Here is a 26,429-nt window from a genome sequence, read left to right as displayed (position 1 = left end):
ATGGGCCAAATTTATTTAATTTTTAAAACGTCCCGATTTTAATGGGACACTAGTGAGTCGAAAGTTCGCATAAATTTAGTTTAAAATACAAAGATCTATCTAATTCCGGCGACGCCAATAATTCCATACTAATTTTAAACATGCAACATGTTTATTAACAACACCTTATGTTTTAATGGTGACCAATTTATTTTATAATAACCAAAAAACAATTAACTTAGCACGCTAAAGTGTACTAGTACATCATATTATGCAAACAACATTTGATTTCGAGAAACCTATCGCCGATTTGCAAACACAAATAGAGAAGGTTCTACAAGTCCAAGAAAAAACGAAAGTTGACATGAGTGCAACGATCAATGAATTGGAAACAAAACTAGCTCAAACAAAAACTGAGATATATACTAATATGACGGGATGGCAAAAAGTACAGATGTCACGTCATCCTGATCGCCCTCAAACATTTGATTATATTGAATTAATTTGTGAAGAATTTATTGAGCTTCATGGGGATCGTACGGTAAAAGACGATAAAGCGATCATTGGCGGGATTGCCACAATTGGCGGCAAATCAGTGATGCTTATTGGTCATCAAAAAGGTAAAAATACCAAAGAACGCCAATTCAGAAACTTTGGAATGGCAAACCCCGAGGGTTATCGAAAAGCATTGCGCCTCATGAAAATGGCAGAAAAATTTAATGTCCCGGTTGTTACCCTGATTGATACGATGGGTGCCTATCCTGGATTAGAAGCCGAAGAACGAGGCCAAGGCGAGGCAATCGCTAGAAATCTACTTGAAATGTCTGTATTAACCGTGCCAATAATATGTGTAGTAATTGGCGAAGGAGCATCCGGTGGAGCGTTGGGTATTGGCGTAGGCGATCGCGTGTACATGTTGCAAAACACATGGTATTCGGTTATTTCTCCCGAATCATGCTCGTCTATTCTCTACCGAAGTTGGGACCAAAAAGAGAAAGCCGCAGATTCCCTTAAACTAACGGCCGAAGATATGTTGAGAAACGGATTAATTGACGGTATTATCGAAGAGCCTGTGGGTGGCGCACACCAAGATGCAGTAGCGACCTCGGAAAACTTAAAGGCAAAGATACTAACAGATTTAATCGAATTAGCGCAAAAAGATAAAGAAGTATTAGTCAACGAACGAATTGAGAAATTTAGCAATATGGGTGAAATTATCGAATAGTTTCAAACACATATATATAATAAAAGCCATCAAATGATGGCTTTTATTATAAAAAAAATGTTCTAATACCGGTGTGGGTAGGTGCTCATAAACTCAAACGAAAAATCGGTATTCTGCTTTAACGTGTCGATCAGATTAGTTAATAACTCCTGACCGTGGGTAGATCGAAACATATCATCGTGCATTAAAAGCACCACATTATTCGGCTCCATTGATGATTTATTATTCATATAATTCCGCAACCTCGTATAAATTTCATCCACGGACTGAATGGGCTTCCCTGTAAGACCATGAATTTTCCATTCAACGTCCCAACCAAAAATTTTAAAACCCTCAGTCGCGAGCAGGTCTGCCGTACCTGCACCACTTTGAAGGTCGACACGACGCATATCATCATATATCCATATATTGCGACCTGGCATTCTAACGATTTTGTGTCTCAAACCTAAATCCACTTCGTTTTTTGCAAAATCATCATAAGCGCCGATGGGATTGTTATAGAAAGTTGTAAATCTATTTTTTGCGTGTGAAAAACTATGGTTATAACACTCTATTAATGAATTTTCTTTATATTTTTCAAATGCGCGATTTAAGGCTCGAGACATCTTTCGGTGACGCCCAACTAAAAAGGCACTTACCCGTATGTCTTTTGCCGTTACAATCGAATCAATGGCGCGACTGCCAATCAGTGGGCCGTCATCAAAAGTGAAATAAATATGCTTCGGTCGTTTATCTAGCGCACGACGGACCGAATCCCGGCGACGATGTTGCTCTGCTTTAATGTACCTAGCGATAGAATCTCGACCGACCGTACAGGATGTGTCTTGAGGGAAAATGATGGGTTCTCGCCATCTCTTTGTCAGTACTCCATTGGCTAGGGCGGTTTCAATAGGAACCGAGTCTGTCGTTATAGGGTTTATTTGTGGAGATGTAGATACTGCCCCTGCCACTTTGGTGAGCATGTCCCCATTACAAGAAATAAGCATAAATACAGATAAGCTCCCAATGGCAAATCCCTTAATAACCTTACATTTTATCATACCTCTCGCTGAGATTTCAAAATTTATTGTAAAAATAGAGCATTCCCCACATAAACGCAAGATATATTATACTGACGGGTTTCGATTGGCGAAAATAAGTATGGAAAAGCCAAAAAGGAGCCTAAATTATGCGGCTCCTTTTCACTCAATTAAACAACTGTATCAAAATTTATCAACTAGGCCATTTTACCGGTGGCCCTTATGTTTTCCTTTGAACTTTTTATGACGCTTTTTATAATGCTTACCTCCCCTATCTTTTGAATAGCGCTTATGGTTATCATAATGATGCGCCTTCCGAATGTGACGTCCACGGTTCACACTTTTACGCCCGTGACGCGCGTAGTGTGAACGATGATATTTATGTTTCTTCCACGGATAGGAATCATTAATTACAACCTTGTGCGTGCGATACAAATCAATACCTCTATAGTGGCGTGGTAACGATGCATGCGTCACCCAATTACGGCCTTGTAAATATACATAATGTCTGCTTGAAACATCGTAATACACGTCTATTTCCGGCATATAGTAATAACGTGCATAGTCATACCCAGAGGGACCCCACGTCGGTTGAGAACCGATATTTATGTTTACGCTCACCTGCGCGGCTGCTGGTTTAGCAACCGCTATCAATCCTAATAAAATACTCACGTAAAATAGCTTCTTCATGATTTCTCTCCTTTTTTAGTTTTTCATTTATATCAATGTTTTTAAGTAGGACGACAATAAAACAGGAAGGATTAAACCCAAAGGCGTTAAAAAATGTGAAACAAAAAAAACTCCATTTTACCGGTTGAAAATCAGCAATTTCCTTGATCAATTAAATTTTCCTAGTATCGGGAGGAAATCAACTGTCAAAAAAATAGGTAAAGATTCGACAGTTTTAAAAATGCACCACCATGAAAATATCTACATGCTGATAGGCTTGGTTCTACTTTGAATTCACCGTTCAATATGAGTGGGCATTTTCAACGGCAGTGGCAACAAAATATTATTTTTTGCGTATGTTTGTGGAATTTAAAAAAAACGCAAACTTCATGGCTTTACAATGTGGTATCGTTGGACTACCTAATGTCGGTAAATCAACATTATTCAACTGTCTGTCAAATGCGAAAGCACAAGCAGCAAATTTTCCGTTTTGTACGATCGAACCAAATATCGGGGTAATAACTGTTCCCGATGAACGTATCAATAAACTTGCTGAATTAGTTAGTCCTCAGCGTATCGTACCTAATACAATTGAAATTGTAGACATCGCTGGGCTTGTTAAAGGTGCTTCTAAAGGCGAGGGGCTTGGCAACCAGTTCTTAGGAAATATCAGAACGACAAACGCCATCATCCACGTACTTCGTTGCTTTGATGATGGAAATGTAATTCATGTGGACGGGTCCGTTGACCCGATTCGCGATAAAGAAATCATTGATACAGAACTTCAATTAAAAGACTTAGATACCGTGATCAAACGGATTCAGAAGGTCGAAAAGATGGCAAAAACAGGTGGAGACAAAGATGCTAAAAAAACATTTGAAATCTTATCTGTGATAAAGACCCATTTAGAGTCTGGAAAATCAGCGCGCACGGCTCCTATTCATGAAGACGATTTTGAATTTATCGACGATTTAGCATTGTTGACTATTAAACCTGTTCTATACGTATGTAACGTTGATGAAGGTTCTGTAAATTCAGGAAATGGATATGTTGAAAAAGTAAAGGAAGCTGTAAAGGACGAAAATGCAGAGGTATTAGTTATATCGGCACAAATTGAATCTGAAATTGCACAATTAGAATCGTACGATGAGCGTAACATGTTTCTTGAAGATTTAGGATTGGACGAATCTGGCGTTCACAAATTAATACGCGCAGCTTACTCCCTTTTAAATTTAGCTACTTACTTTACCGCAGGTGTACAGGAAGTGCGTGCCTGGACGATCGAGACGGGCTATACCGCTCCTCAGGCTGCGGGCGTAATCCACACCGACTTCGAGAAAGGCTTTATTCGTGCAGAAGTGATCAAATACGATGATTTTGTTCAGTATGGTTCAGAAGCGGCTGTAAAAGAAGCCGGAAAATTGAGCGTGGAAGGAAAAGGTTATATTGTTGAAGATGGCGATATTATGCATTTTCGATTCAACGTTTAAGACGCTTATCAAGGGAAAGTCTGTGATCAATCTCACAGACTTTCATTCCTAAAAAACTTCCGAAAGAAAAAGTATAATTTCTTAATTCCGTTGTACAGGGCATCTTGTTGTATTGCCAGCTCATTCCCTATCTATAAATTCTCCTTGTCCCATCCATCGATTTTGTCAAAATCATCTTCCTGATAAAGTTTCTTAAAATCCGCTTCTCCTAACTCCTGGGAAAAATTTCGATCGAGTTCCGCTCCATCATAGTCCCCTAATTTTACTTTGATATCTGCACGGTGTAGATAAACTTCGGAATTTTGCGGATCCAAAGCAATAGCTTCCGAGGTATCTTGAAGCGCTGCTGCATAATTACCAACCTCCTCGTGGATAAATGACCTATCGATAAAATAGTCCGGGTTTTGATTATCTAATTCGATGCAGCGGGTATAATCATTTAACGCCCTATCCAAATTCTTTCTCGCCGAATGAAACCCTGCTCGCTGCGCATACATCCTTACATCTGCGCCGGGCAAGGAAATTGCATTATCATAAAATGCTAACGCGGTGTCATACTCTTTTACACCGTCGTAAATCATCCCTAGCGAGAAATGCGCTAAGGCAGACTCGGGTGATAAGTCTATCGCCCTGTAAAGGTCCCTATAGGCTAAATCATATCGTAACGAAGTTAAATATCCCCCCCCACGTTGAATTAGAAATTTGGCATTCTCATTAAACTTAGTTATTCCGGCCGTAAATACGGCGATGGCATAGTCTATCTCACCTTCTTCGCGTAGTCGCTTTCCGGCCGCATACAATGCATCTGCGGAGGAACTGTCAACCTCATCGACCGAAGATTCAAAAAATTGGTCTTCGGCAGATTTTAATAGATAGAAAATAAAATCACAATATATTCGATCTAAGCGAGCGAGCGCCCGATAGTCGTGAATACCGTCCTGGGCAACATCTACGTGCAAGCCCGTATAGTAACGACATGCGTAGAAAAAAGGTGCATCTGGGAATGCCGCTATTGCCTCAGCATAAATGTCGAGAGCAAGTTCAAATTGATCCTTTTCAAATGCATCTAAGCCTTTTTTCGCGAGATCAAGAGCATAATTCGAATGCTCCATATGCGCTAAATTTTCACGGCGCATTTGCATCGGGAAAAGCCCACTGCTCGCTAGTATATAATCCAAATTGCTCGAAAGATCCTTCTTCATCACATTATTATTGAATCGCTCACCCAACGTTATCCAATTTTAATTAACAACTTCCTGTACAAGACTCAAAAATAGCGAATTCTAAAAATAACGCTTAATTATCCGAAGTTTATGTGTGTACCGATTAATGTCCTTATTAAAAATTCCTTCAGAATCCATTTTATCAATCCGGACTTTTGCCGAGGCATGCATAATATGCTCCTTATCAATCATCACTCCTACGTGTGTAATGTTACCATCAGCATTGTCAAAGAAAGCTAAATCACCGGGGTTAATTTCCGTTAAAAAATCTACTACTATCCCTTCTTCGGCCTGTTGATAGGCATCACGGGGAAGCATCACGCCAAAATGCCGATATACGGCCTGCGTAAGCCCTGAACAATCAATCCCTAAGTGCGAACGACCTCCCCATAAATAGGGACTATTGCGATAAAAATAAATAAGCTTTTGAATTTCTGATCGAAAATCAATCGAAACGGCAGATCTTAAATCACCTTCTATACGGTAGGGTGTAAAGGCATTACTTTTCGTAAAAATCGCCGGAACAAGCGTACCTGGTAAAAGTGACACGAAAATCCCGTTGTCAGTCCAGACCTCAGCCCCTGCTATATCGACAACCTGAACCGGAATGCCTGAATATCCGCTATTAATATCAAAGCTTATCAATTCGAATTGCCCTTTTTGTACCCATCCTTCATATGGTATATCAAGCAGCCGTACAAAAATCCATTCTTCTTGATCATCAAGTATTTCAAAACGCTCGCCAAACAAAAGCTGGCTAACCATCTCGCTGCGGTGCGAGGCGGTATTGCGAAGTGGTACTATTGTTAAATTACAAATACCAATATTCATAACATTATCTTAAAACAATTCAAACAATTCACGTGTTCTACATACGAAGTTAACTTTTATCCGATAAAAACATGAGCAATCACCGATTTAATAGAATACTTTTAGCGATTGACGACACGCCGTGTACACAAAAGGCTATAGAGTACGCCAAAGATTTGATTCAGGAATTCAATTCCACAGTTGCATTGGTTACGGTTGTCCCCCCCACCTCTCCTGCAGCTTATGGCGCAGATCCTCTTCTCGGTCAACAGCCGATCATTGTGTCAGAAGTCTCCGAAATACAACACGATTCGGCCCAAAGGTATTTAGAGCGCGTAAGTGCAGAATTTGAAAATGCAAAGGAAGTTTTCGTTTTTAATAAAGTGGGGAATGTACGCGACGAAATTCTCAGTACGGCAGAAGATTGGACCGCCGACTTGATCATCATAGGATCGAACGGCCGAACCGGTTTTGAGCATTTTATATCCGGTAGCGTATCTGAATCGGTAATACGAAAAGCAAGTTGTCCGGTATTAGTTGTACCGGGGAAATGCGACTAACTACACTCTAGGGAATCTGGGGTAGGGTTCTATTTTAAGGGCTTGCGTAACCTTATCGAATACATACTATCGGATCCCCGGTGATAGCCAGGGATAAGTCCCCCGTCTTCATAAATTAAGCCGTAGTGCTCTTGAATATATTTTGATACTTCCTCATTTTCCTTCGCGAAAACCGAACAGGTTATATATATCAATTGTCCGCCGGGTTTTACGTACGAAACGACATTTGAGGCAATTTTTTTCTGTAAGCGCGCGAATTCAGCAATTGACTCCTGGGAAAACTGTTGGATCATCTCTGGGGTTCGTCCCCATGTTCCCGACCCAGTACATGGCGCGTCAAGAATTACACCGTCAAAACTTTCGTCTTGTAAAACGTGTGCAAAGTTTGCAGTTAAATCAATTACTTTCTTGCGGTAGTTTACTTGGACACCGGCCTTTTGAAAACGTTCATCCAAATTCCGTAATACACTTAGTCGTAAATCAGAAACAAGCAATTTGACGCGCGGCTGCTTATCCAGTAGAAGTAACGACTTCCCTCCTGAAGCGGCACACGCATCCCACCAGCTCTGCCCTGCACTTATTTGCGCAGGATTTAAGCTTTCTTGTGACGAAAAATCCTGCACTTGTACTACACCCTCGATTACGCTTACATTTTGCAATTTTGTTCCATTGGCTAAACGATATGTCTGATCTCGTTCCTGTTTATAAGCGATACCGGCCTGGCTTAGATGATTCTCGACAAAAGTCTCCATTCCCCGTTGAATTCGAATAAATAGATCGGGCTGTACAAAATGACTCCTAATAAAAGTATCCTTATCGATGCCCGAAGAAAGTTCATTGATATTTGGAAACACATTCGCTAACAATTCACTACCATAGATCGATGTTAGCAACGTACACTTCTCCTCTACTGTACGTGACTGATTGACGACCCAATTGGGCTGATACAATTTCACGATTTCGCTATGCTGTTCGCATAAAAACTCTGCGATTGTTAATCGCTCCAGCTGTCCTAGATTCGTCAGCGCATTGCCAAGACGGAAATAATTATAACAAAGCCGCGATGTCATCCGCCGATCGGACGAACCCATTTGTTTATTATTTTTAAAAAACTGGGTTAAAAACCGCGAAAACGGCTCATCGAAAGAATATGCCGTCAACGCGTTTTGAAAATTCCAAACCTGTTGCTCGACACGTCGAGGAGTTATGCCACTCATTAATTTAATTCAAAGCCTGAACCTTTATAGGTTTTGTATGACACAGATTGATTTACATACCCTTCATCCTCGCTAAACTCGAATTTGTAGGAGCTGAAAATGCCCTTGTACTCTTCTTCCAGGAGCTTAGATGCGACATCCGCGCCATATTTATCCAATAGTGCCCCGAAATATTTAGCTGCATCATAACCTTTATAAGAATGGTTTGAAGGATTTACGCCATATATCGAATAATATCTATCTTTAATCTTTTTGATCTGGGAATTCCACGCAGTTAAATGTGTTTCAGATGTTATCGTGGGATTGAAGGTCGAAAAACTCGAATACTTACTAAAATCGATACGATCCCAAAGTGGGTGTCCATAAACCTTAAATGTATAATAGTCTTCTAAGGTCTTCTTTTCCAAGTTATCTAAAAAAGTTCGAAGTTGAAACTTGTCGGTTGCACCAGTTACAATTAAGTTAGCGCCACTCGTGCTCAACTGTTCATTCAATTGACTAATAGATGACACCGACACAAGGGTAATTGTCGGGTCAATCGCTTTCAAATAGCCTGCAAGACCGCTAAGAAACTGTCTGCTACTATTGTCCGAGGCGTTATAAATAATTACTAAGTCACCCGAATTAAAATCTTTAGCCACCTTCACTGCGATAGCCTTGCTATGCGTATCGATAGAAGGTGTAAGAGATACAAGGTTCTCCAAGTTGAACGTGCTCGCCTTAGTTGCGGCAAGTGGGTTTATCTGCAACACATTTTTATTTGTCAAATTTGCGCCAAATGCTTGAATTTCCTTTGGATAAACCGGTCCCACGATTATAGAAGCTCCGGAGACAGTTTCCGATTTCGCAATTGCGACATTTGAGGACGGATCGTCTTTCGAATCGATGACGTCTAAACCAAAAACGGTACCTTCCTCAGCGAGTTCGTCAAGCCCCAATTGAAAACCTTGATAAAAATCCAATGCTACTGCCGAACGCTTTATGTCTTCTTTAGACAACGCCGCGGGATTTACTTTATTTAATTGGAAGGGTAAAACTAACGCGATATTATTTTGAATAACTAGCTCGCCCCCCTTCTCCTTTAGCTTCTCATCAGTATCTGACGATTCGGATTTATTCTCCGGAGTAACGGTCTTGCCCGCATTACCGCGATGATCGGGAGAACGCAACACTCCTACTTTAGGGGAGCACGCCCCTAAAGTTAATGCACAAGCTAATGCAACTAGTATTTTATTCCCACTCAATTGTTGCCGGTGGTTTTGAACTGATATCATAGACAACTCTATTGATTCCTTTAACATGATTTATGATTTCATTTGAAATTTTTGCTAACAAATCATAAGGTAGATGTATCCAATCGGCGGTCATTCCGTCTAACGAACCTACCGCGCGCAATGCGACAACATGCTCGTAAGTACGTTCATCCCCCATTACACCAACGGATTGAACTGGTAAAAAGATAGTACCTGCTTGCCATACCTTATCGTACCATCCGCTCTCTTTCAAATTACGGATATAAATACTGTCTGCCTCTTGCAAAATCCGTACCTTTTCTTCTGTGATATCTCCCAGTACGCGTATAGCTAAACCTGGTCCCGGAAAAGGGTGACGTCCTAGTATCGCCGGATCGACTTCTAACGACTTACCTACACGCCGCACTTCATCTTTAAATAGCGTTTTTAACGGCTCAATAACTTTCAATTTCATGAAGTCAGGCAAACCACCGACGTTATGATGCGATTTTATAGTTGCCGACGGTCCTTTCACAGAAATAGATTCAATAATATCTGGATATATCGTACCCTGGCCAAGCCATTTTGCCTCAATACCGTCTGGAAGTTCGTGTTGAATATCTTTTGCCGCTTGATCAAAAACATCAATAAATGAGTTTCCAATTACCTTCCTTTTCTGCTCGGGCTCTGAAATATCTGCTAAGCGTCCAAAAAATAGTTCCTTTGCATTTATCCCTCTAATATTAAGCCCCATCTCTTTGTAGGAATCCAGCACTTCGTCGTACTCATCTTTACGAAGCAAACCATGATCTACGAAAATACAGTGGAGTTTCTTGCCAATCGCATGATGCAGCAAAACAGCAGCAACGGTCGAATCGACCCCTCCCGAGAGCGCCATGATTACGTGATCTTCACCGAGCTGTTCCTTTAATTCGCGAATGGTCATATCAACAAATGCATCAGCAGTCCAATCTTGGGCGCACTGGCAGACATCAACTACAAAGTTCTTAACCAATACTTGGCCATCCGTGCTGTGTGTCACTTCCGGATGGAATTGTATCCCATAGGTTTGGGTGCCCTCAATATGATAGGCTGCCACGCGTACTTTGTCCGTACTAGCAATTATGTTAAAACCTGTAGGAACTTCTTTTATCGTGTCACCATGTGACATCCATACTTGAGACTGGACAGGAACCCCCTTTAATAATGGACTTTCCTGATTAACATATTGCAAATTGGCTCGTCCATATTCTCGAATTTCAGATGGTGCAACTTGACCACCGGATTTCTGCGCTAAATATTGTGCTCCGTAACATACGCCTAAAATAGGGAAACGATTTTGAATATCACTTAAGTCTATTTGTGGTGCATCCTCCTGACGTACAGAGGAAGGACTACCTGACAAGATCACACCTTTTACTCCCTCGTCAAATTCTGGAAGATTGTTATAAGGATAAATTTCGCAGTAAACGTTAAGCTCACGAACGCGACGTGCAATCAGCTGTGTATATTGCGAGCCAAAATCAAGAATGATAATTTTTTCGGACATGGCGCAAAGTTACGTATTCGTTGTCGAATAATTAAAGATTTTTCTTTTGAAAAGCTGGAGAATACGTAAATTCTTCGGTACCGATAGGCCAAAGCATAAACGCTTCGTACGCGTGCCTTCGATCTGCCGTCTTCGGCTCCTGAAAATAGCGAGTTAATTTCGCCGAACTGTTAGTCAATAAAGTTAATTTTCCCACCTGCGATACGCTTTTGTTTCTTTTCCGATGGATTACCATAGACATTAATCACTCCCCCTGCCCGCGTTTGCACATCGGCCGAAATGGACGCATATGCGTCGCAAACACCACCACCATTGGTTCGGACATAAGACACCTCACTTTTAAGAGCTTTGCTTTTGTATCCTCCACCAAAAGTTGAAATGATTTTCTGTGATTTAGTCTTTCCCCGCAATTCTACCATAGCACCAGTCGTCGTACTTACGTCAACATGCTGCGCATGAACGGCAAGATCCAATTTCCCTCCTTCGTTGGCGACAACAAACAGCGAATCGACACGAATTTCATTTTCATTTTGGATGATAGCGCCCTTTTGAACCGTAAATTTATTTATCCCTTGCGTATAAATGGTCACGTCAACCTCTTTCCCTTTAAGTGGATAACCAGAGGTCATTTTCACCCTGATCTTCCCTTCACTTTGAACAACCTCCACTTTATCGTGTAATGGCCCCATTATTTCGATAAAATTAGCATTACTATCGATATAAGTTATGTTCAATTTATCAGTAACGTCGAGTTCATTTGCCGGAGTCACATCAATTTTCGTCTGCCCATTTGTGACGAGAAACACCGTCATTAAGAAACTAATTAATACCCAAGTTTTATTCATATAATGTAAAGCAGGAAGCACCCCCAAGAAATTTCTTTACTAAATGAGGTGAGGAAAGCGCCTGTTTATCGCTATCTCCAAGTCGTAAAAATCTTTTAGATTAAACGTTAATATTTAAAATTAATTGTAGCCTACCTGCCCAATAACGCGAGTTCTTGCTGGGTATACATCTTGGCTCCTTTTAAGTAATCAAACAAAAGATCTTTCGTTTGTTCATCATTTAGCTTGTACAAATTATCAACTAGAAACTGTTTATCCTCCTCTATATTACCTTTATAGCCCAAATAATTGGGTATATAATACTGTATACACAGTCTGATATACCGTAGCTCTACATTCCGAGGGTTTTTTACAATCTGCTCCTCCAACATTTTCTTACCATCTTTAAAATAAGTCATCTTTTTGAAAGGATTGCTGCTGTGTTTAGCCATAAACATATGATATGCGGCTTCATAACCGAACTCCTCTGGTGAGTCAGCGTAATGCTCCAGTCGTTCTAAATGCTCCTTGCAGGTTTCTTTGTTCTTATGTCCTACTTTAAAATCTCGTCTGATATTTTCAATCGAGAGATCTTGCGCCTGTGTTACGAATGCTGATACGTTCAAAAAGAGAACAATCAAACATATAGATGTCCGGTTTGCCATAAGCCTATAGTATTGGTTACGGAAGAAAAGTTACAAAAAATAAGCCAGTTTATTTGATAAGTGTTTGGTATAAATAATTTATTGTCCGTGCCGATAACGCCACATAGCCATTTTCATAAATTGGCACACACCCATTTGTAACAACGACAAAGCCATAATTCGTCTTGGGATCGAAGAACATCGCACTATATAGTCCATACGCCGATCCGGTATGTCCAATTAAATGTTGACCGGGGATTAATGTATCGGTTTCCCTTAGTGCCAATCCATAACCTTCTGGGTCGCTGAGTTTCGTTTGCATAGTTTTTGAACTTTCGGATGTTAAGATACGACCATTAGCGTATTTCCCGTAGTTCATATGCATCATCATATAGGTTGCTAAATCCTCGGGCGATATTTTCATACCACCAGTTGGTGAAAAAATTGGTGTCGATACCCCTAAAACATAGTTTTTGATATCTTCCGAACGTGGATTGTAAGCCGCCGGCTGCTCACTAAACGACGCCGAAACACTATCATAGCTGTATAACTTAGCAAACGAAGCCTTATCCAGCGAATCTACACAATAGCCTCCTGTTAATCCTAGCGGAGCAAGAATTTGTTGGTGAATATAGTTATCGATCCGTACACCGGTCTTTTGTTCCAAAACCGATCCAACCATATTAAAATTTAAATTACAATATTCGTACCCTTCACCCGGACGATAATCATTATAACTTTTTGCCCAATCCGGATTCTTCGCCGGATTGATTACGTCGAGCTTAAAATAACCGTTACTATCATTGATACTAGAAGTATGTGAAAGAACCATACGTAGAGTAATCACCTGATCGGGATATTTCGGGTTTCGAATAGGGAAACCTACTAATTTTCCAAAATCATCATCCAATGAAACTTTGCCCTGCTCCACTAGTTGCATAATCGCGGTTGCAGAAAATGATTTTGATATTGACGCAATTCTAAATAAATGTTTAGTCGATAAAGGTATATTGTGTTCGATATCTTGTAAGCCAATTGCCTTCTTATAAATAGGCTTATTATCCTTTACGACAACTACCGCCAGCCCAACAGCTTTAAATTCCTCTGCAATCTCCTTTAAACCAACCTCTATCGTATCCTGAGCAAAAGTAGAACTTGACATAATTAGCAGCAGACATAGTGATAATGGTTTTAATATCTTATACATATTTTTTTTTGTTAGCTTATATATTCTATTTACGAGTCACCCGTGCTTCTCTCTCGAGGGTGATTGTGATAAGTTATCCTAAATACCGAAGACCTAGACGTAATGCATAGCCAATCAATATACCAACAACAAAGCTGGCAAGTGTACCAATTAAGATATACTCGGTATACTTGGTATCCTTCGCATTGGTTAGATCGCCGAATCTAAATATTGATTTCGCGCCCAATAGGAAGCCCAATCCGGAGAGAAAACCTACTTGTATAAAAAGCACGATAAGAATGCGTTCCATTATTCCAATCCACATGCCCGCGTTGGTCAACGAATGCTTGCTCTTTTGTAAAAATTCCGCCCCATTCGTCCATTTCTGAAAAAAAACACGCAGCATGATTGGGCTCACGTAAACGGTTAACAATATAGCAATTATAAACAGCAGCGCCTTCTCCGATAATAAATAGCTCGCCCATTCTGCAAACACCTCATATCGGTATACGATCACCGATAAAATGACCAACAAGTGCGCACATTGATCGATAACAAATAAACGAAATGAAAACGGATACAGGTATCGTTCGGTATATATTTTCAAGCTATCGATGATCAGATGCGTACAGATGACAAATAATATCACATCCCAAAATATCGCGAGCTGGTTTCCAAAAAGGATAAGTAAAAGTACAGCATGTATACCGATGTGTAATAAGAGGTAGCCAGCGTGCTGTTTACGTTTATGGACCCACCTTTTGGGTTGAAACACGAAATCACCTAACAAATGCGCTAAAAGCAACTTTAAAAACAATATACTCATAACTTTAATAGGTTTCTGGTACAGTAACTTAACGCTCGCTGCATTTTGGAAAACCCAGCTTTTTGAAGCTCAGTACTTATTTGGCTTTGGTGCTTCTTTCCAAGCAATTTAGCAAGATCCACTTGATTTATTCCTTCATTTATAAGGGCACTTTTAACCGTTGCGGCTATATTCGAAGTCCAACGGCTACTAATCTCCGTAATTAGCGGCAAAACAGTATTGCAAAGCGCGTCGAGCTCGGCGTCTGCCGAACGAAAGAAAACAGTTTCCTTTTTAAGTTCATCGAACGCTTCTCCTGAATATACGAGCGCAGAACCAAAAGTATGTTTAAGGTGTTTTGCCTGATTATCTTTCTGTCCGATGCCGATTCCAATGCGCGCATCTAATTGGATCGCAATTAGGCTCGCTTTAATATAAAACACAAATTCAAACACCTCATTTAAAGATATTTCTGCTTGAAAACTATCTCCCCTAAAAATATCGAATTTATCGGTGTATACCGACAATGCGGTCTTTAGTTCTGGCAGCCAAATATCGGGATTGCCCGTACGTGACCTAACGATATCCCCTGTGATTATTGCTACCATAGTTTAGTTATTTACAACCAAATATAGGAATCGAATATCTTATCACCAAATTTGATGATAAAATATTTTATCATTATATTCAGTGATAATTACAGGTATCACTGAATAAAGTAATATGTAAACGAAACACTGCAAATTAAAAAGACCGCCTTATCCAGCACGATCCTTTTAATTATTTAAACATATTTTCTGCTCACCTTGGGCGAGTTGAACATTTATACTACAATATTAATAATTCTGCCCTGAACAAAAATAAATTTTTTCACGTTTTTCCCATCGAGATAACGCTGAACATCGGCATTTGCTAATACGACTTCTTCAACCGTACTCTTATCAAGATCTAACGCAAGCGACAAATTCATTTTCATCTTTCCATTTATCGAAACAGGATAGGCAAATTCTGATTGAATCAAATAATCTGGATTGAACGCTGGATAATTCGCAAATGAAATGCTTCCAGGTTGATGACCCAGAAGAGCCCATAATTCTTCTGTAATATGGGGAGCAAACGGCTGTAGAACCACGATTAGCTCTTGCAGAATTTTGCGCTTATTACATTTCAAATCTATCAATTCATTCACACAGATCATAGAAGCAGAAACCGACGTGTTAAACGAAAAGCGTTCAATGTCGTCTTCAACTTTCTTAATAATTTTATGCAATGATTTGTATTCTGCTTTGCTCGGCTCTTCATCCGAAACATAAAAGTTCCCGTCAGCACCATGAAACAAACGCCAAAGCTTACGTAAAAATTTAAATACCCCTTCTATCCCGTTGGTATTCCATGGCTTAGATTGTTCAAGTGGACCCAAAAACATCTCATACAACCGAAGTGTATCAGCACCAAAAGATTCGATAATATCATCCGGGTTAACAACATTAAACTTCGACTTGGACATTTTCTCTACTTCGGTCCCGCAGACATATTTACCGTCTTCTAAAATAAACTCCGCTTGTGCAAAATCAGGGCGAAAGGATTTGAATTTCTCGGTATCCAAGATATCGTGATAAACGATACTCACATCAACATGCAACGCATTGGTGGTATACTGATCTTTTAGACCATAGGAAACAAAGGTATTTGTACCCTTACCTTGCTCATCTAGCACGCGATAAACAAAGCTCGACCGGCCCTGAATCATCCCCTGATTAATTAGCTTTTTAAAAGGTTCTTCCTGCTCGTGGTAACCTAAATCCTTTAATACCTTATTCCAGAACCTCGAATACAACAGGTGCCCAGTAGCGTGTTCCGAGCCGCCGATGTACAAATCAACCGACTGCCAATAATCAACAGCTTGCTTGGAAGCAAAAACGTCTTCATTAGTAGGGTCCATATAACGAAACCAATACCACGAGGAGCCCGCCCAACCAGGCATCGTGCTCCATTCATAATCAAACTGCCCTTGATATTTCCAATTTTCAGCCCTTGCTAGTGGCGGTTCTCCCGTTTCTGTCGGTAAATACTTATTAACCTCGGGCAGCACCAACGGCAATTCACTCTCTTTAATAAGTCGAGGCAAGTTGTCCTTAAAATAAACAGGAACAGGCTCTCCCCAATAACGTTGACGGCCAAAAATAGCGTCGCGCATACGGTAATTCACCTTAGCTTTCCCTAATTTAAGTGCTTCGAGTTTGGCTACTAAAACGGGAACTGCCTCTCGATAAGTCATTCCGTTAATAAAATCCGAATTAATGTAACGTCCCTCTTTGTTAGGATCAGCCTCTTCGGTGATATTTTGCGAATCCGAGATCGGTATTATTGGTAAACCAAAGTGCTTTGCAAAGACATAATCACGCTGATCGCCCGACGGCACAGCCATTACTGCTCCAGTTCCGTAACCAGCAAGCACGTAATCAGCAATCCAAATGGCAACTTTTTCACCTGTTAAAGGATGCTTGGCGTATGCGCCGGTAAAAGCCCCAGATACGGTCCTGGTATCGGCCATCCTATCGAGCTCCGACTTTTTCGATGTTTTATCTATATACTGTTGGACTTCCAATCGCTGATCATCGGTAGTCAGCGCATCAACCCATTCATGCTCGGGAGCCAGAACGATAAAAGATACACCATATACAGTATCCACACGCGTGGTAAATACTTCTATATTCCCATTTAACTCCGGAACCGGAAACTTAACGGTTGCCCCAACAGATTTACCGATCCAATTACGCTGCATCTCAACAAGCGGCTCAGGCCAATCTAGTCCTTCTAAGCCTCGTAACAACCGGTCTGCATACGCTGTGATACGCATGGACCACTGCATCATTTTCTTTTGTTCGACGGGATATCCTCCACGCTCAGAAACACCATTGATTACTTCATCATTTGCAAGCACAGTGCCTAGCGAAGCACACCAATTAACAACGCTTTCACGCAAGTAGGCTAAACGGTATTTCAGTAACTCGGCCTCTTTTTGCTCATCAGAAAACGCTTTCCACTGTGCCGCAGTAAACTCGGCAACATTATCATCCGATACCGCATTAATACCGTGTGTTCCTGAGATCTCAAAAAGCGCTTTTAAAGTATCGATCGACTCAGCACGATCCGCATCGTTGTTATACCACGCATTAAACAATTGCATGAAGACCCACTGCGTCCATTTATAATACTTGGGGTCCGATGTACGAACCTCTCGCGACCAATCGAACGAAAAGCCGATATTATCCAGCTGCTCCCGATAACGTTTAATATTAACTTCAGTCGTGATAGCCGGATGCTGTCCAGTCTGAATAGCATATTGTTCCGCTGGCAAACCGAATGAATCGTACCCCATTGGGTGTAAAACATTAAATCCTTTTAACCGCTTATAACGCGAAAAAATATCAGATGCAATATACCCCAATGGATGCCCAACGTGTAATCCTGCTCCGGACGGATAAGGAAACATATCTAAAACATAATATTTTGGCTTATCTGTGTTACTAGATGGTTCAAACGTCCCATTAGCTGCCCAAAAATTTTGCCATTTTTTTTCTAAAGACTGATGATTGTATTCCATTGTTTCTAACGTATTCTACTATTCTCAAAGAGAGGCGAAAATAGCGATTTTACGGCAAAATAGCGTTAAAAGTTTCATAATTAACAATAAAATACGCATATTAGATGTTAATTGAATAGGAGAAAAACAACTTCGTTATCGGAATATATTAAATTAAAATATTTCTTTAATGAGCATTATTATTTACTTTCGCATCAAAATACTTTAAAAACAACATATGTCGACTCACGAGGAAGGTTCACCAAGGAAGAAAACGAAGTCAGTTTATGTTTCTACTGTCATCAGTATCGCATTAGTATTACTTATGACGGGTTTACTAGGACTAATTTTAGTGCATGCAAAGAATTTATCTAAATACGTTAAAGAAAACATCGTCCTTAATATTATCGTTAACGACAATGTTAACGAAGGAAATGTTCTTGCGATGCAGAAAGATATCGAAAAAGACCCCTATGTATTACGCACGGAGTATATCAGCAAAGAATTAGCAGCAAAAAATTTAAAAGAGGATCTTGGTGAAGACTTTGTCGAATACCTAGGACACAACCCCTTACTACCATCAATTGATGTATATCTAAAGGAACAATACGCCAATACAGATAGCATTGAAAATTTTATTCAAAAAGCAGCCAAAAGCAGCCGGGTTAAAGAAATAATTTACCAAGAATCATTAATTGATATGGTGAATAAAAATATACGAATCATCGGTATCGTAATTTTAGGGTTCACGATCGTGCTTTTGATCATCGCTGTAGCGCTAATAAACAACACGATACGCCTCGCTATTTATTCGCAGCGATTCCTAATAAAAAGTATGCAGTTGATCGGTGCTACGAAAAACTTTATTCGTAAGCCGTATCTATTCTATGGAATATTTCATGGGTTATTAGGGGCGCTGATCGCTATTCTACTACTTATCTTTACACTTCAATTTGCGCAACAGCAAATTCCTGACTTGATATTCCTACGAAACTGGTATGAATTTGGAGCCATATTCATAATCGTCGTATTATTGGGAATACTAATATCTGGATTCAGCACGTATTTTGCAGTTACAAAATACTTGAAGGCAAAATCACATAGTCTATACCGCTAACATTAAAAAAACATGTCTGAAAAGAAACAAAAAACAACTCCCAAAGTGCAAAATAATGGTTTTGCCTTTGAACAAATAAATTACCAACTGTTTATCGCCAGCATAGTCGTTGTGGCCATCGGCTTCTTCTTGATGTCTGGTTCGGAAGATATCTATAGCTTCACAAAAATAACATTAGCTCCGTTGGTTGTTGTTTTAGGATTCGCCCTTGGATTCGTTTCTATATTGTATAAACCAAAAAATAACAAAGCACAAGACTAATGACCTATTTTCAAGCGATTGTATTAGCAATCATTGAAGGACTTACAGAATTTCTTCCTGTATCCTCTACGGGGCACATGATCATTGGAACTGCTCTAATGGGAATGGAACCGTCTCCGTTCGTAAAACTTTTCACCATCGTAATTCAAATGGGCACTATCTTGTCGGTACTGGTATTGTATTACAGACGTTTTTTTAAATCGCTAGATTTCTACTATAAACTCGTCGTAGCGGCAATACCGGCATCTATATTAGGTTTAGCATTCAACGATTTTATTGATTCACTGCTGGAAAGTCCGTTAATGGTAGCTGTCATGCTCGTGATTGGCGGTGTCATTTTGCTTTTTGTTGACAAGTGGTTTAACAAGCCGCAACTTGATAATTCAGATGAAATTACGTATAAACAGGCCTTTATCATCGGTTGGTATCAATGTTTAGCGCTAATACCAGGAACATCCCGATCTGCGAGTACAATAATTGGCGGAATGACCCAAAGTTTAACACGTAAAGCAGCGGCCGAATTTTCATTTTTTCTCGCTATTCCAATGATGCTTGGCGCATCTGTTGTCAAGCTCTACAAATTTCTTAAAGAGGGTCATACCTTCACCGGAGAAGAAATGAACTTACTTATTATAGGAAACGTCATTGGATTTATTGTTGCAATTATCGCAATAAAAAGCTTCATTGAAGTGTTAACAAAATACGGTTTCAAAGCATTTGGTTGGTACCGAATATTGCTTGGATTAGCGATTATTGGATTAATATTGAGCGGAACGAGTCTGCAAATCATATAAATGAAAGATATACACGAAACAAACTCTTCTGACTTTCATTTCGCAGAAGGTGAGGTTCTATTGGTGGACAAACCTTTAAACTGGACCAGTTTTGATGTGGTTGGAAAGCTACGCAATAGTATGAAACCACAAAAAATAAAAGTTGGACACGCAGGAACGCTAGATCCTCTAGCAACCGGTCTTCTTATTCTTTGTACCGGAAAGTTCACCAAAAAGATCGACTCTTATCAGGCCGAAGACAAAGAGTACACGGGTACAATAACCATCGGAGCTTCTACCCCATCCTACGATCTGGAAACAGAGGTCGATCAACTTTTCGACTACTCCACAATCACCGATACTGACATCTATAAAACAGTAGAAAAGTTTCTCGGTGAGATCGCTCAGTTTCCACCTGCCCACTCTGCCATAAAAATAAATGGTGAACGCATTTACGAAAAAGCGCGACGCGGCGAACAAGTCGAACTCAAAAAGCGACAAGTAAAAATTACTGCTTTCGATATTCAGCGGATCGAATTGCCAAATGTCCATTTCAGAATACAGTGCAGCAAGGGCACATACATTCGCTCCATCGCACACGACTTCGGAAAGGAACTGGGGATTGGAGCGCATTTAAGCAGTTTACGGCGAACAAAAAGTGGGAACTTTAGTGTCCTTGATGCATGGAAAATAGACGATCTTGTAAAAGTAATAAACGCACAAAAGGAAACATCTCAAAATTTATCTAATCCTACAAAATAGGAATGAAAATATATCGAAACTTAGGGGAATTTAAGCCACTCTCAAATGCTGTTGTCACTATTGGCACATTTGATGGCGTCCATATCGGCCACCAAAAAATCTTATCTAAGTTAAAAGAATGCGCTCAAAATATTGGTGGTGAAACCGTCCTATTAACATTCTTCCCTCATCCACGTTTAATCATAAACCCTAATGATGAAAGTTTACGTTTAATTAACGATATAGAAGAGAAAGCCAATCGGCTGGCATTGGCGGGCATTGATCATTTGATCGTAACCCCCTTCACGCGCGATTTCTCCAACCAGAGCCCCGAGCAGTATATCAACGAGGTGCTCGTGGGACAACTCGGGACCAAGCAAATTGTTATCGGGTATGACCATCATTTTGGTAAAGACAGACGAGGCTCAATATTAGATTTAAAGTACTATGCTCCAATTTATGATTTCGCCGTGGAGCAAATCCCAGAACAGGACATTGAAGACGTCGCTGTCTCCTCTACGCGTGTACGTGAATCATTGATTAAAGGCGATATAGAAACTGCAAATAAATATTTGGGTTACAACTTTGAGCTAACTGGAACTGTGGTGCGGGGCGATCAAATTGGACGTGAAATCGGATTCCCTACCGCAAATCTTAATGTATTAGAAAAACATAAACTCATTCCTGCATATGGAATTTATGCCGTAGAGGCTGAGATATACTCTAATGTTCCTTCAATTAATACAGGAAGATACAACGAACCTCAACCAGAGTCTATTGAGAAAGGGATGGCCTACATTGGTACGCGTCCTACGGTCGACGGTATGACACGTAAAATTGAGATCAATCTACTGGACTTCGAAGATGATATTTATGGAAAAACGATTCGTGTAAAATTCTTGAAATTCATTCGGCATGACCAGTGGTACGAATCTTTAGATATCATGAAGGAGCAAATCAAACTGGATGAAAAAGCGATACGCGATTTCTTTTCGACAATGAAATAGGGTTATCAAAAATAAAGGTCAGCTGATTTAAACACTGCCCTTTATTTTTAACTGATTATATGCATCAATAACGATTTTCAGCTGTTCTTCTTGTGTGAATTTTGAATTGTCAAGCACGATGGCATCCTGCGCTTGTCGTAAAGGGCTCTCTTGCCGCGTGGAGTCAATATGATCGCGATGTGCAAGATTATCCCGTACTTCTTCCATCGTAACGGTTTCCCCTTTGGCCATGAGTTCTGCAAATCGACGTTCTGCGCGAACACTCGGGCTAGCCGTCATAAAGATCTTCAAATCCGCATTCGGAAAAACCGTTGTCCCGATATCGCGTCCATCCATTACGATGTTTCTACGGCCTCCTAATTTCTGTTGTTGGGCAACCATCGCTTGGCGTACAGCCTTTACAGCACTCACCTCGCTTACGAAATCCGAGACGTACATCAACCGTATCTCTTCCGACACATCCTCCTCATTCAGTAGTATCTGCACTGTCTGCCCGTTAGGAACAAGATCAATATGAATACTCTCTAATGCTTGTAGAACGGCTTGTTCGCTTTGAAGATCAACACGCTCACGAATAAAGTACAAGGTAACAGCGCGGTACATCGCGCCGCTATCGATAAATACAAATTCTAGCTCTTTTGCCAACGCTTTTGCCAATGTACTTTTTCCACAGGACGAAAATCCGTCAATTGCAATGATAAAATTAGACGTGCTCATTATTTGGTTCCTCCAATGACTATTCCAGGCTTGTTGACCAGTGGAACTCGAATTAAGTTCTCATCCACAATACTTTCGGGCAAAAAGATATATTTTTTATCGTAAATCGTTGAACCGATATAATAACTCAACCAATATTCATTAGTCAAACCAAAAACCTGCGTATCAATAATTTCAATTTTTATGGCTTGCAAAGCCCCTACATCCCCGATAAAATGCCGTAAGGTTGTTGTTTTTACTTGTCTGCCCTCTTTTTCACCATACCCCTTAGAAGTAACAAAAACGTCTGTCAGCGGAATATCCTTCTCGTTAACGACATATACGGACCATACCTTTTCCAGAGGGGTCTCATTTTCAAAGACCACCGCAATGGATATATCTTCAACAATGTTTTCTGGTAACGCGTCTTTCATATATGTTATTTTTTCGCTTTATTTTTTGCCGGTGTTTTCTTGCCCGTTTTTGCAGGGGCTTTCTTTGCAGGGGCTTTCTTTGCAGGGGCTTTCTTTGCAGTAGAAGCAGCTTTCTTAGCTGCCTTCGCTTTCCCCTTCGGATCGGCATCCGCCCATTTTAGAACATCCTCGTACGTGATTGTTTCGATCTCTGTCCCTTTGGGTATTTTTATATTTTGTTTACCTAACCGTATGAAAGGCCCCCACCGTCCATTTTCGATACGAGCCTCTTCATTCTCTTCAAATACACGGATAATCTTATCGATGTCTTTTTGACGTTTCTCCTTAATAATTTCGATCGCCTGTTCTTCTGTGACATCCATCGGATCCAGATCTTTGGGTAAAGAAAAGAATGCACTAGCGTGACGGATATAGGGTCCAAATCGACCAATTGCAACGGTCATTTCCTTTTCCTCAAATACACCTACTTTCTTAGGCAATTTAAATAGGTCCATCGCTTCATCGAAAGTGATCGTTTCGATCATTTGTCCCTTTCGAAGCGATGCAAATCGTGGCTTTTCTTCATCGTCGGCGCTGCCTATTTGCACCAATGGCCCAAATCGACCCACCCGGACAGAAACAGGTTTTCCCGTCTCGGGATCAGCGCCCAACTGGCGTTCGTGCGTCGCACGTTCGGCGTTCTCCAAGGTGTCTTGAATCCCCGCGTGGAAGGGTCCATAAAATTCGGAAAGCATTTTCGTCCATTCCTTTTCCCCCTGCGCGATCTCATCAAATTCTTTCTCTACTTTCGCCGTGAAATGATAATCAATGATATCGTTAAAATGTTCTACAAGAAAATCGTTGACTAGCACACCAATATCTGTTGGAAACATCTTAGATCGTTCCGCCCCAGTCATCTCCGTTTTCACCTGCTCCTCTACATCTTGCTTATTAATCGATAAGACGACAAACCTACGTTCGCGACCGTCTCGGTCTTCTTTGACAACGTAGCCACGATTCTGAATAGTCGATATTGTTGGCGCATAAGTAGATGGCCGACCAATTCCGAGCTCTTCTAATTTCTTTACCAACGAAGCTTCCGTAAATCTTGCCGGTGCGCGAGAAAATCGCTCTGTTGCTTGCATTGATTTCAATGCTAACGATTGTCCTTTTGATAACGGTGGTAAAAGCGCGTTGTCGTCATTTTGGTCTGATTGCGAATCGGAATCGTCATCGGTCGACTCCATGTAGACTTTCAGAAATCCATCGAATTTCATCACTTCACCACTAGCGACTAGCTCTTCTTTACGTGTTGATACTGCTATTTTAGCGGTCGTTTTCTCAAACTCCGCTTCACTCATTTGTGATGCGATCGCACGCTTCCATATCAGCTCATACAACCGCCCCTCACTTCCCCCTTCAGTAATACTGTGCGTCGAAAAGTATGTAGGACGGATCGCCTCGTGAGCCTCCTGAGCGCCTGCAGATTTCGTTTTGAAGCGGCGCAATTTGTGATATTTATCACCATACGCATTCACAATTTCCTGCTCCGCGGCCTGAATAGCCGTATCACTTAAATTTACAGAGTCGGTTCTCATATACGTAATATGACCGGCTTCATATAGACGCTGCGCAAGTTGCATCGTGCGCGCGACGGAATAACCTAATTTGCGAGATGCTTCCTGCTGTAATGTAGAAGTTGTAAATGGTGCTGCTGGAGATCGCTTTCCCGGTTTTTTCTCTAACGAGTTAACTTGGAAAGCAGCATCAATACATTCTTTTAAAAATGTGCTCGCATCTTCCTTTTTTGAAAATCGGTGTGGCAACTCCGCTTTAAACTGTTCATTGGCATTTTCTGTCAAAAACTGGGCGACAATTTTAAAGGAGGCTTCTGCCTGAAATTTATTTATATCGCGCTCGCGTTCCACAATAAGGCGTACGGCGACAGATTGAACACGCCCGGCGGACAAAGATGGTTTCACTTTACGCCATAAAACCGGTGAGAGCTCAAAACCGACGAGCCGGTCTAACACACGGCGCGCTTGTTGTGCGTTTACTAAATTATAATCTATTCGTCGAGGCTGGTCGATTGCTTTAAGTATAGCAGGTTTGGTGATCTCGTGGAAGACTATTCGCTTAGTTTTATCGTCGCTTAGTGCTAAAGTTTCAAATAAATGCCACGATATAGCTTCTCCTTCACGGTCCTCATCCGATGCTAGCCAAACCATTTCAGCTGCTTTAGCAAGTTTCTTCAATTCACTTACTACGGCCTTTTTGTCGGAGGGTACCTCATACTTTTGTTTAAAATCATTCTCTGTGTCGATCGCATCATCCGTCTTCACCAAATCACGGATATGCCCATAACTTGACTTCACTAAAAAGTCTTTACCTAAATATCCTTCTATCGTTTTTGCTTTCGCAGGTGACTCTACAATCAGTAAGTTCTTTGCCATTTAAAATAATGATTTCTGCAAATAAAGCTATTTCAAAGTGGAATGGCAATAAATTTCGCCAGTTCAAGGTAAAAAATATATTTATTTGCAATACTAAACTAAGAAAACAATGTCCAACAAATAGAATACAGCGAAGATTACAGACGCAATACCATTCGTTGTCATGAATGCCCGATCTACGCGGCTTAAGTCTGTCGGGGATACTATTCGATGTTGATACACAAGTAGTGAACCATAGAACACAACACCCAAGTAATAGAACCAGCTAATAGGCATATAAATGGCCGGAAGTAGGACAAATATAAAAGAGATAACATGAAGGACTCGTGAAATCCAAAGTGCCCCTCCCCCCCCAAAATAAGCTGGAATTGAATTCAACCCATTCTTACGGTCGAATTTCTCATCCTGCAACGCATAAATAATATCAAAACCGCCGGACCAACACATCACGGCTACACCGTAAAAAATGGGGATCAACCCAAATGAATTAGTAACCACGAGGTAAGCCCCAACGGGCGCTAACCCCAGACCAACACCCAGCACAAGGTGACACAAAGAGGTAAATCGTTTCGTATAGCTATAAAAAAGCACGACAAATAACGCAACGAATGAAAGATAAAAGCAAAGCGTGTTAATAAAATACGTCGCTCCAATAAACACCAGACAGTTCACTATTGTAAACCCTAAGGCATTCCCAGCAGAGATTTTACCTGCCGGAATATCCCGCATTGCTGTACGAGGGTTTTGCGCATCGATATCGCGATCTAAATAGCGATTAAAAGCCATCGCCGCGTTACGTGCCGTGACCATGCACACCAACATCAATAATAATTTCTGCCATTCAAATGGCTCGTCTGTTGTTTGAATAGCGAGAAAAAAACCAATTACTGCAAACGGTAGTGCAAATATGCTGTGCGCGAAGAGCACCAATGACATATACTTTTTCATTG

General features: G+C 40.7%; 25 protein-coding genes. 8 read left to right on the top strand and 17 right to left on the bottom strand.

Annotation, left to right across the window (positions count from 1 at the left end; all coding sequences use genetic code 11):
• The first annotated feature begins 250 nt into the window (after positions 1-250).
• A complete protein-coding gene (locus FM107_RS16320) occupies positions 251-1,204 on the top strand; it encodes an acetyl-CoA carboxylase carboxyltransferase subunit alpha (RefSeq protein WP_086949553.1) in 954 nt (317 codons plus the stop codon).
• Between the two features lie 62 nt (positions 1,205-1,266).
• Here the strand turns inward: FM107_RS16320 and FM107_RS16315 are convergent, their stop codons facing one another.
• Together FM107_RS16315 and FM107_RS16310 are read right to left on the bottom strand one after the other, a co-directional pair.
• Positions 1,267-2,244, bottom strand: a complete 978-nt coding sequence (locus tag FM107_RS16315; protein WP_086949552.1) for a polysaccharide deacetylase family protein — start codon at positions 2,242-2,244, stop codon at positions 1,267-1,269.
• A 186-nt stretch (positions 2,245-2,430) separates the two neighbouring features.
• Positions 2,431-2,913 carry a hypothetical protein gene (locus tag FM107_RS16310; protein WP_179204529.1) on the bottom strand — a complete coding sequence of 161 codons (483 nt, stop codon included), beginning with the start codon at positions 2,911-2,913 and terminating at the stop codon, positions 2,431-2,433.
• Positions 2,914-3,281: 368 nt separating this feature from the next.
• On the opposite strand from FM107_RS16310, the gene ychF reads away from it, so the two are divergent.
• Positions 3,282-4,382: a redox-regulated ATPase YchF gene (gene ychF / locus FM107_RS16305; RefSeq protein WP_086949562.1), complete on the top strand. Its 1,101-nt coding sequence runs from the start codon at positions 3,282-3,284 to the stop codon at positions 4,380-4,382.
• Between the two features lie 131 nt (positions 4,383-4,513).
• Here ychF and FM107_RS16300 read toward each other — a convergent pair whose 3' ends face one another.
• Complete coding sequence (locus FM107_RS16300; protein WP_086949551.1) at positions 4,514-5,584, bottom strand: tetratricopeptide repeat protein; 1,071 nt, start codon at positions 5,582-5,584, stop codon at positions 4,514-4,516.
• Positions 5,585-5,665: 81 nt separating this feature from the next.
• The gene (locus tag FM107_RS16295) at positions 5,666-6,436 is read right to left on the bottom strand and encodes a C40 family peptidase (RefSeq protein ID WP_086949550.1); all 771 of its coding nucleotides are present in this window, start codon (positions 6,434-6,436) and stop codon (positions 5,666-5,668) included.
• Between the two features lie 71 nt (positions 6,437-6,507).
• Here FM107_RS16295 and FM107_RS16290 point away from each other — a divergent pair, with 71 nt between their 5' ends.
• Positions 6,508-6,975, top strand: coding sequence for a universal stress protein (locus FM107_RS16290; protein WP_086949549.1), 468 nt, complete (start codon positions 6,508-6,510; stop codon positions 6,973-6,975).
• 29 nt (positions 6,976-7,004) lie between these two features.
• On the opposite strand, the gene FM107_RS16285 is transcribed toward FM107_RS16290, so the two are convergent.
• The 9 genes from FM107_RS16285 to leuS form a co-directional block, all read right to left on the bottom strand.
• A complete protein-coding gene (locus tag FM107_RS16285; protein WP_086949548.1) occupies positions 7,005-8,192 on the bottom strand; it encodes an RNA methyltransferase in 1,188 nt (395 codons plus the stop codon).
• Positions 8,192-9,466 carry an ABC transporter substrate-binding protein gene (locus FM107_RS16280; protein WP_179204528.1) on the bottom strand — a complete coding sequence of 425 codons (1,275 nt, stop codon included), beginning with the start codon at positions 9,464-9,466 and terminating at the stop codon, positions 8,192-8,194. The genes FM107_RS16285 and FM107_RS16280 overlap by 1 nt, the downstream gene beginning before the upstream one ends.
• Positions 9,423-10,973, bottom strand: coding sequence for a glutamine-hydrolyzing GMP synthase (gene guaA / locus FM107_RS16275; RefSeq protein WP_086949546.1), 1,551 nt, complete (start codon positions 10,971-10,973; stop codon positions 9,423-9,425). Before guaA ends, FM107_RS16280 begins: the two co-directional genes overlap by 44 nt.
• Before the next feature lie 170 nt (positions 10,974-11,143).
• Positions 11,144-11,818, bottom strand: coding sequence for a GIN domain-containing protein (locus FM107_RS16270; protein WP_086949545.1), 675 nt, complete (start codon positions 11,816-11,818; stop codon positions 11,144-11,146).
• A 131-nt stretch (positions 11,819-11,949) separates the two neighbouring features.
• Positions 11,950-12,462: a hypothetical protein gene (locus FM107_RS16265; protein ID WP_086949544.1), complete on the bottom strand. Its 513-nt coding sequence runs from the start codon at positions 12,460-12,462 to the stop codon at positions 11,950-11,952.
• A 49-nt stretch (positions 12,463-12,511) separates the two neighbouring features.
• Positions 12,512-13,648, bottom strand: a complete 1,137-nt coding sequence (locus tag FM107_RS16260; RefSeq protein ID WP_086949543.1) for a serine hydrolase — start codon at positions 13,646-13,648, stop codon at positions 12,512-12,514.
• 73 nt (positions 13,649-13,721) lie between these two features.
• Positions 13,722-14,453, bottom strand: a complete 732-nt coding sequence (locus FM107_RS16255) for a DUF3307 domain-containing protein (protein ID WP_086949542.1) — start codon at positions 14,451-14,453, stop codon at positions 13,722-13,724.
• Positions 14,450-15,040: a hypothetical protein gene (locus tag FM107_RS16250; protein ID WP_086949541.1), complete on the bottom strand. Its 591-nt coding sequence runs from the start codon at positions 15,038-15,040 to the stop codon at positions 14,450-14,452. The genes FM107_RS16255 and FM107_RS16250 overlap by 4 nt, the downstream gene beginning before the upstream one ends.
• 215 nt (positions 15,041-15,255) lie before the next feature.
• Positions 15,256-18,039, bottom strand: coding sequence for a leucine--tRNA ligase (gene leuS, locus FM107_RS16245; RefSeq protein WP_086949540.1), 2,784 nt, complete (start codon positions 18,037-18,039; stop codon positions 15,256-15,258).
• Between the two features lie 217 nt (positions 18,040-18,256).
• Between leuS and FM107_RS16240 the strand changes: the two genes are divergently transcribed.
• Genes FM107_RS16240 through FM107_RS16220 form a run of 5 tightly spaced genes read left to right on the top strand, consistent with a single transcriptional unit; the run spans position 18,257 to position 21,917 of the window.
• A complete protein-coding gene (locus tag FM107_RS16240) occupies positions 18,257-19,135 on the top strand; it encodes an ABC transporter permease (protein ID WP_086949539.1) in 879 nt (292 codons plus the stop codon).
• A gap of 12 nt (positions 19,136-19,147) precedes the next feature.
• Complete coding sequence (locus FM107_RS16235; protein ID WP_086949538.1) at positions 19,148-19,396, top strand: DUF3098 domain-containing protein; 249 nt, start codon at positions 19,148-19,150, stop codon at positions 19,394-19,396.
• On the top strand, positions 19,396-20,190 hold the full coding sequence (locus FM107_RS16230) for an undecaprenyl-diphosphate phosphatase (RefSeq protein ID WP_086949537.1): 795 nt from the start codon (positions 19,396-19,398) through the stop codon (positions 20,188-20,190). The genes FM107_RS16235 and FM107_RS16230 overlap by 1 nt, the downstream gene beginning before the upstream one ends.
• Positions 20,191-20,931 carry a tRNA pseudouridine(55) synthase TruB gene (gene truB, locus FM107_RS16225; RefSeq protein WP_086949536.1) on the top strand — a complete coding sequence of 247 codons (741 nt, stop codon included), beginning with the start codon at positions 20,191-20,193 and terminating at the stop codon, positions 20,929-20,931.
• A gap of 2 nt (positions 20,932-20,933) precedes the next feature.
• Positions 20,934-21,917 (top strand): bifunctional riboflavin kinase/FAD synthetase, encoded by a 984-nt coding sequence (locus tag FM107_RS16220; protein ID WP_086949535.1) that lies wholly within the window; start codon positions 20,934-20,936, stop codon positions 21,915-21,917.
• A gap of 27 nt (positions 21,918-21,944) precedes the next feature.
• Here the strand turns inward: FM107_RS16220 and cmk are convergent, their stop codons facing one another.
• From cmk to FM107_RS16200, 4 genes are all read right to left on the bottom strand, one after another.
• On the bottom strand, positions 21,945-22,634 hold the full coding sequence (gene cmk, locus FM107_RS16215; protein ID WP_086949534.1) for a (d)CMP kinase: 690 nt from the start codon (positions 22,632-22,634) through the stop codon (positions 21,945-21,947).
• Positions 22,634-23,047, bottom strand: a complete 414-nt coding sequence (locus FM107_RS16210; protein WP_086949533.1) for a hypothetical protein — start codon at positions 23,045-23,047, stop codon at positions 22,634-22,636. The genes cmk and FM107_RS16210 overlap by 1 nt, the downstream gene beginning before the upstream one ends.
• A 5-nt stretch (positions 23,048-23,052) precedes the next feature.
• Positions 23,053-25,479, bottom strand: a complete 2,427-nt coding sequence (gene topA, locus FM107_RS16205; RefSeq protein WP_086949532.1) for a type I DNA topoisomerase — start codon at positions 25,477-25,479, stop codon at positions 23,053-23,055.
• 93 nt (positions 25,480-25,572) lie between these two features.
• Positions 25,573-26,427: a 4-hydroxybenzoate octaprenyltransferase gene (locus tag FM107_RS16200; protein WP_086949531.1), complete on the bottom strand. Its 855-nt coding sequence runs from the start codon at positions 26,425-26,427 to the stop codon at positions 25,573-25,575.
• Positions 26,428-26,429 lie beyond the last annotated feature (2 nt).

Source organism: Sphingobacterium sp. JB170 (assembly GCF_900163865.1).
In the GTDB taxonomy this organism is placed as follows: domain Bacteria; phylum Bacteroidota; class Bacteroidia; order Sphingobacteriales; family Sphingobacteriaceae; genus Sphingobacterium.
This window is presented reverse-complemented; position numbering and strand designations above follow the sequence as displayed.

What these genes read in the sequence shown, in the direction of transcription:
- FM107_RS16285 (WP_086949548.1), bottom strand. Translation starts at nt 8,192, where the DNA reads ATGAGTGGCATAACTCCTCGACGTGTCGAGCAACAGGTTTGGAATTTT.
- FM107_RS16300 (WP_086949551.1), bottom strand. Translation starts at nt 5,584, where the DNA reads ATGAAGAAGGATCTTTCGAGCAATTTGGATTATATACTAGCGAGCAGT.
- guaA (WP_086949546.1), bottom strand. Translation starts at nt 10,973, where the DNA reads ATGTCCGAAAAAATTATCATTCTTGATTTTGGCTCGCAATATACACAG.
- FM107_RS16310 (WP_179204529.1), bottom strand. Translation starts at nt 2,913, where the DNA reads ATGAAGAAGCTATTTTACGTGAGTATTTTATTAGGATTGATAGCGGTT.
- FM107_RS16255 (WP_086949542.1), bottom strand. Translation starts at nt 14,453, where the DNA reads ATGAGTATATTGTTTTTAAAGTTGCTTTTAGCGCATTTGTTAGGTGAT.
- FM107_RS16290 (WP_086949549.1), top strand. Translation starts at nt 6,508, where the DNA reads ATGAGCAATCACCGATTTAATAGAATACTTTTAGCGATTGACGACACG.
- FM107_RS16250 (WP_086949541.1), bottom strand. Translation starts at nt 15,040, where the DNA reads ATGGTAGCAATAATCACAGGGGATATCGTTAGGTCACGTACGGGCAAT.
- truB (WP_086949536.1), top strand. Translation starts at nt 20,191, where the DNA reads ATGAAAGATATACACGAAACAAACTCTTCTGACTTTCATTTCGCAGAA.
- topA (WP_086949532.1), bottom strand. Translation starts at nt 25,479, where the DNA reads ATGGCAAAGAACTTACTGATTGTAGAGTCACCTGCGAAAGCAAAAACG.
- FM107_RS16265 (WP_086949544.1), bottom strand. Translation starts at nt 12,462, where the DNA reads ATGGCAAACCGGACATCTATATGTTTGATTGTTCTCTTTTTGAACGTA.
- cmk (WP_086949534.1), bottom strand. Translation starts at nt 22,634, where the DNA reads ATGAGCACGTCTAATTTTATCATTGCAATTGACGGATTTTCGTCCTGT.
- FM107_RS16280 (WP_179204528.1), bottom strand. Translation starts at nt 9,466, where the DNA reads ATGATATCAGTTCAAAACCACCGGCAACAATTGAGTGGGAATAAAATA.
- FM107_RS16315 (WP_086949552.1), bottom strand. Translation starts at nt 2,244, where the DNA reads ATGATAAAATGTAAGGTTATTAAGGGATTTGCCATTGGGAGCTTATCT.
- FM107_RS16320 (WP_086949553.1), top strand. Translation starts at nt 251, where the DNA reads ATGCAAACAACATTTGATTTCGAGAAACCTATCGCCGATTTGCAAACA.
- leuS (WP_086949540.1), bottom strand. Translation starts at nt 18,039, where the DNA reads ATGGAATACAATCATCAGTCTTTAGAAAAAAAATGGCAAAATTTTTGG.
- ychF (WP_086949562.1), top strand. Translation starts at nt 3,282, where the DNA reads ATGGCTTTACAATGTGGTATCGTTGGACTACCTAATGTCGGTAAATCA.
- FM107_RS16240 (WP_086949539.1), top strand. Translation starts at nt 18,257, where the DNA reads ATGTCGACTCACGAGGAAGGTTCACCAAGGAAGAAAACGAAGTCAGTT.
- FM107_RS16235 (WP_086949538.1), top strand. Translation starts at nt 19,148, where the DNA reads ATGTCTGAAAAGAAACAAAAAACAACTCCCAAAGTGCAAAATAATGGT.
- FM107_RS16270 (WP_086949545.1), bottom strand. Translation starts at nt 11,818, where the DNA reads ATGAATAAAACTTGGGTATTAATTAGTTTCTTAATGACGGTGTTTCTC.
- FM107_RS16210 (WP_086949533.1), bottom strand. Translation starts at nt 23,047, where the DNA reads ATGAAAGACGCGTTACCAGAAAACATTGTTGAAGATATATCCATTGCG.
- FM107_RS16230 (WP_086949537.1), top strand. Translation starts at nt 19,396, where the DNA reads ATGACCTATTTTCAAGCGATTGTATTAGCAATCATTGAAGGACTTACA.
- FM107_RS16260 (WP_086949543.1), bottom strand. Translation starts at nt 13,648, where the DNA reads ATGTATAAGATATTAAAACCATTATCACTATGTCTGCTGCTAATTATG.
- FM107_RS16200 (WP_086949531.1), bottom strand. Translation starts at nt 26,427, where the DNA reads ATGAAAAAGTATATGTCATTGGTGCTCTTCGCGCACAGCATATTTGCA.
- FM107_RS16295 (WP_086949550.1), bottom strand. Translation starts at nt 6,436, where the DNA reads ATGAATATTGGTATTTGTAATTTAACAATAGTACCACTTCGCAATACC.
- FM107_RS16220 (WP_086949535.1), top strand. Translation starts at nt 20,934, where the DNA reads ATGAAAATATATCGAAACTTAGGGGAATTTAAGCCACTCTCAAATGCT.